Origin of the sequence: Lutimonas sp. (assembly GCF_051011215.1) — a bacterium.
GTDB lineage: Bacteria > Bacteroidota > Bacteroidia > Flavobacteriales > Flavobacteriaceae > Lutimonas.
This window is the reverse complement of record NZ_JBPCUJ010000090.1, coordinates 1-5,018: the sequence shown is the minus strand read 5'-3', so window position 1 is coordinate 5,018 and position 5,018 is coordinate 1. Positions and strand designations below refer to the sequence as shown.

The window sequence follows — 5,018 nt, the reverse complement described above, 5'->3', positions numbered from 1 at the left end:
CATTGAAAGAATCAAAAAAGATTGCAAGTATTAAAAAATACTGGAGAGAGGAGAATTATATTGAAAAGAATGAGATTATTAACAGCGATCATAATATAATTGATCAAATTAGTCAGTTTTTTGCGGCAGGGTCTTTTTACTATTATATCTTCAATTTTGCGACTTTAAAGATTGAATATGTCTCTGAAAATGTAAAAGAAGTGTTAGAAATCGAGCCGGAAGATTTAAGTCTTGAAACACTGCTGGGAAGTTATCATCCGGACGATTTAGACAAACTTCATGATAAAGAAAAGACAGCTTCAGAATTTTTGTTTAAGCAAATTCCTCCTGATCATATCATAGATTATAAGGTTGTTTATACGAACAGGGTTTTAACAAAATCAGGTAAGTGCAAAACAATTCTTCATCAGGCCAAGGCGATCAGCACAACAGAGGATGGCAGAATAATGAAGGTGATTGGCGTTCATGCCGATATAAGCTACTTAGAGGCGCCTATTGATCACAAAATTTCTTTTATAAGCTATAAGCATGAATCTTATTTTTCACTGCCAACCGGCGAAAAAAAGTTAAGCTTTAAGAGTAAGTTTTCAGCCAGAGAAATTGAAGTAATTAAATCTATTTCAAACGGAAATACGGTTGAAGAAATAGCCAAGCTTCTTTTTATATCTGAACACACCGTCAGAACCCATAGGAAAAATATTCTTAAGAAGGCAGATGTTAAAAATAGTATTCATCTGATTACGAAATGTATTAGGGAAGGGGTTATTTAGGAATGCTTGATCACTTTGGCATACTTTTGACGAAATTTACTTGAATGCGTCTTAATCAACCATTTTAACTGATAATTCAAAGATTCGCAATTCGCCATTAGGGAAATAAAACAGATCACCATATTAATCATCTAGCTTATTAAAAAATACTTCAGAATTATAAAGACCACATTAATTAACTACCGGTTATTTTTCTAACAATCGATGCATAATATGCTGAAAATACGACATCATAAAGAAAAAACATGACATCATTATTCTCAGTTTGTTCATATACAAAACCAGCCTGTGATTTGAAAACGAGCCTCAGAAATTCAACTAACTATTTGAATATGATTTGTATCTTTAAGAAGATTTAAAAAAGTATGAAATGAGAAATAGTATAAAACTTTTATTTTTATCCTTGGTTTTTCTTTCTTGTGAGAGTGACGCCGATAAAAACCTTGATAAACAAGCCGATTGGAAGAGCAGGAAATCAGATATTGTCAATTTCGATAATTACATTCAGGGTAAAACCTATCTTCCGGTTTATTCACATATTTATCATATTCATGAACATAAAACATTTGACCTTACAATTACAATCAGTATTCGTAATGTGTCTATGACTGATTCAGTTTATATTTTACAAGCTGATTATTACAATACCGTAGGAAAGAATGTCAGGCGGTATTTAAAAGATCCAATTTTTTTAAAACCCTTGGAAACTGTAGAGATAATTATCGAAGATCGCGATATGGAAGGGGGTTCTGGCGCTAATTTTATATTTGATTGGGCGATGGAAAATGATAAAAACCCTCCTTTGTTTGAGGCAGTTATGATTTCACCCTATGAGCAGCAAGGATTAGCATTTTCAACAAGAGGCGTAAGAATATTTGAATAAAATTGGACATTCAGTTAAAAGTTTGATTCTTGAAATATTCCTCCGGGAGTATGAAGAGCAATTAAAGAATAGAAAAGAATGAAGTATAAGCATTTCACCTTAGGGATACTCAAAAAATTGAGACATTCACTTTTAGATCTGATTCCAATAATTGTGGTGGTTGTTTTTTTTCAAAGTGTTGTTATACGGCAGCCATTTCCACAAATTGGGGAAATTATATTTGGTTTTCTGTTCGTAATAGTAGGTTTGATGTTTTTCATAGAAGGCTTGGAGATTGGATTGTTTCCAATTGGTGAGTCGATGGCTTATGCCCTTGCAAAGAAGGGAAGCCTTGTTTGGTTATTGATTTTTTCCTTTGTCCTCGGGTTTTCTACAACAATAGCAGAGCCCGCCTTAATTGCTATAGCAAAGGAAGCCTCGATAATATCATCCAATGCGGGTTTAATTGAGAATAATCAAGAAACGATGTATTATTACGCTCTGGGTTTACGACTAACTGTTGCTTTTTCAGTTGGCTTAGCCATTGTTATTGGAGTATTACGAATACTTAAAGGTTGGCCTTTGTATTATTTAATCATCGGTGGATATATTTTAGTTATGTTGATGACCATAATAGCTCCCAAAGAGATCATTGGTTTGGCATACGATGCCGGAGGCATTACTACCTCTACAATTACTGTTCCGCTGGTAACAGCATTAGGAGTTGGGCTCGCTACAGTGATCAAGGGGAGAAGTCCATTAACAGATGGTTTTGGACTGATTGCCTTTGCTTCGCTTCTGCCAATGATTTTTGTGATGGTATATGGCTTATTTTGGTTTTAAGAAATAGATAGAATAATGATAGACTTTGTAAAAGATTTTGTTCTGGAATTGTTTGCTACATTGAGAGATGTATTACCTATTTTGGTAGTGATTGTTTTTTTTCAATTAGTGGTGCTTAAACAACCCATACCACATCTTAAAAAAGTAATTCTTGGCGGGGTTTATGTGGTAATTGGACTTGCGCTGTTTTTAATGGGATTAGAAAAAGCACTTTTCCCCATAGGAAAGATCATGGCAACTCAATTATCTGATCCAGAATTTTTAGGAACCTCATTAGGCGGACCCTCAGACTGGCGATCGTACTACTGGATTTATATTTTTTCCGCATTAATAGGTTTTTCTACAACAATAGCAGAACCCTCACTCATTGCTGTTGCTATAAAAGCCGATGAAGTTTCTGCAGGAACAATAAGCCAGGGAGGACTTCGCGTTACTGTGGCATTAGGAGTGGCTTTTGCATTGGCGCTCGGAACATTCAGGATTGTTACAGGAACTTCATTGTTTGTCTACATCATGGCAGGTTATATTCTAGTAATTATCCAGACATTTTTTGCTCCTAAAAACTTGATTGCCTTGGCCTATGATTCGGGGGGAGTTACCACTTCAACTGTAACTGTTCCTATCGTTGCAGCACTTGGTTTAGGATTGTCGAGTACAGTGCCAGGAAGAAATCCAGCGATTGACGGATTTGGGTTGATCGCATTTGCTAGCTTGTTTCCAATTATTACGGTATTGGGATATGCACAAATCATGGAATTAAAAACACGATTGTTTAAAATAAAAATAAAAAGAGATGAAATTTAAATTGATCATGGCCTTTGTCAAACCCAATATTACGGATAAGGTGGTTGACGCGATGAAAGAAGCAGGAGCCACCGGGGCAACAATTGTACCGGCCCGGGGAACTGGTATGCATGAGGCAAAGTCCTTTTTTGGACTTAGTATTGAGGATAAAACGGATATTGTAGTTTTTCTTGTAGAGGAACACGTCGTAGAAAAGCTTATGAAGGTGATACAGTTAGCGGGTAAATTTGATCAGCCGGGAACGGGTATAGCCCTTGTTTTACCTGTAGAACATATCGCCGGACTCGATAGTCAAATGAAAAAGTTTAAAGATCAGGCCCGCGATAAGTATTTTTAGGGTAATTGAATATAGTATTTCTCATAGATAAAATGAGTGAAATGCATGGGTCAGAGTTTTTCTTCCATAAAAAACATGACCAGATATAATTAAAAAAAAACAGTACACATGGATACAAAAAGAAGTTTTCAGAGTGCCAAGGATGTCATGACGAAAAACGTAGTTTTCGTAGATGGTATGGCTACTGCCAAAGAAGCGGTTGATTTAATGCGTAAAGAAAATGTAGAAGCTTTAATAGTCAAAAAGCGACATAAACAAGATGCCTACGGGATTGTGATAGTTCATGATTTTATAAAAGGTGTTATTATTCCTGAAAAAACTTCGGAGGAGGTTAATATATTTGAGATTATGTCAAAGCCGGCTATCAGCGTACCAGCTAATATGGACGTACGCTATGTTGCAAGTTTACTTATGACGGTTGGGCTGAGGATGGCTCCGGTTGAAGAAAATGGTGAATATATTGGAATGGTATCGCTGTCCCATCTGATTTTGGACAACATATTATTCTAGTATATAAAACTTCTGAAAAAAAGAATCTCCGCACTGATCGTATTTGAAAGGAAATGGATTCTTGAAGGTTTTCACTATCAGTAATTATCGGATACTTATATTGAATTTCAAAAAACCGAGCCGCTGAGGGTTTATTATTTTTTGTTTTCTCTAATAGTTTTGATAAGAAATATCGAGAAAAATTGCGGGAATTAGCTTCGCTGAGTCCCTGTCCGAACAAAGTCAAACAAAAAACCAACATCCGCTTCGCGTCTGTTATTTTTTTTCGGTATTTGATTTGAAGTTTTGAGGATGTTGCGGGAATTAGCTTCGCTGAGTCCCAGACCGAACAAAGTCAAACAAAAAACCAACATCCGCTTCGCGTCTGACATTTTTTTATTTTAAGACAGCACTTGTGAGCGAGCTCACGCACTGTCTTAAAACAAAAAAAACCAAGCTTATTCAGCTTGGTTTTTTACCATTTGTACTCGGAGCGGGACTTGAACCCGCACGAACATTACTGCTCATTGGATTTTAAGTCCAACGTGTCTACCAATTCCACCATCCGAGCATTGAATTGGTTATAATTAATGGAGCGAAAGACGGGATTTGAACCCGCGACCCTCACCTTGGCAAGGTGATGCTCTACCCCTGAGCTACTTTCGCATTAGTTTTAGTCAATGAACAAAGCAATTTAAAATTGCCAACCTAATATCTAAATGCATCATCTATTTCTTATTAGGCAGGCGCAAATTTAATACATTTTAATAAATCGCAAAGCTTTTTTGTCCATATTTTTAATATTTTTTTATGCAGTTAATCTTAATTAATGGATATATTTGCACCGATTTTAAAAACAGGCATTTAGCAAGGTGGAAGCGGTAGTAGTAAAACATAATATTTTAGGCGATCT

6 protein-coding genes and 2 tRNA genes are annotated in these 5,018 nt (G+C 35.9%); 6 read left to right on the top strand and 2 right to left on the bottom strand.

Annotated features, from left to right (window positions below):
- The 6 genes from ACR2MV_RS08150 to ACR2MV_RS08125 all read left to right on the top strand — a co-directional run.
- On the top strand, positions 1–770 hold a 770-nt coding region (locus tag ACR2MV_RS08150; RefSeq protein WP_434021413.1), incomplete at its 5' end, for a LuxR C-terminal-related transcriptional regulator.
- A 370-nt stretch (positions 771–1,140) separates the two neighbouring features.
- On the top strand, positions 1,141–1,653 hold the full coding sequence (locus ACR2MV_RS08145) for a DUF3124 domain-containing protein (protein ID WP_434021412.1): 513 nt from the start codon (positions 1,141–1,143) through the stop codon (positions 1,651–1,653).
- A gap of 78 nt (positions 1,654–1,731) precedes the next feature.
- The gene (locus tag ACR2MV_RS08140; RefSeq protein WP_434021411.1) at positions 1,732–2,475 is read left to right on the top strand and encodes a DUF1538 family protein; all 744 of its coding nucleotides are present in this window, start codon (positions 1,732–1,734) and stop codon (positions 2,473–2,475) included.
- A gap of 15 nt (positions 2,476–2,490) precedes the next feature.
- Complete coding sequence (locus tag ACR2MV_RS08135; protein WP_434021410.1) at positions 2,491–3,279, top strand: DUF1538 domain-containing protein; 789 nt, start codon at positions 2,491–2,493, stop codon at positions 3,277–3,279.
- Positions 3,269–3,616 carry a P-II family nitrogen regulator gene (locus tag ACR2MV_RS08130; RefSeq protein WP_434021409.1) on the top strand — a complete coding sequence of 116 codons (348 nt, stop codon included), beginning with the start codon at positions 3,269–3,271 and terminating at the stop codon, positions 3,614–3,616. The genes ACR2MV_RS08135 and ACR2MV_RS08130 overlap by 11 nt, the downstream gene beginning before the upstream one ends.
- Positions 3,617–3,724: 108 nt before the next feature.
- Positions 3,725–4,126 carry a CBS domain-containing protein gene (locus tag ACR2MV_RS08125; RefSeq protein ID WP_434021408.1) on the top strand — a complete coding sequence of 134 codons (402 nt, stop codon included), beginning with the start codon at positions 3,725–3,727 and terminating at the stop codon, positions 4,124–4,126.
- 464 nt (positions 4,127–4,590) lie between these two features.
- Here the strand turns inward: ACR2MV_RS08125 and ACR2MV_RS08120 are convergent.
- A tRNA-Leu gene (locus ACR2MV_RS08120) sits at positions 4,591–4,676 on the bottom strand.
- Between the two features lie 20 nt (positions 4,677–4,696).
- Positions 4,697–4,771 (bottom strand) — tRNA-Gly (locus tag ACR2MV_RS08115).
- Between the last annotated feature and the right edge of the window lie 247 nt (positions 4,772–5,018).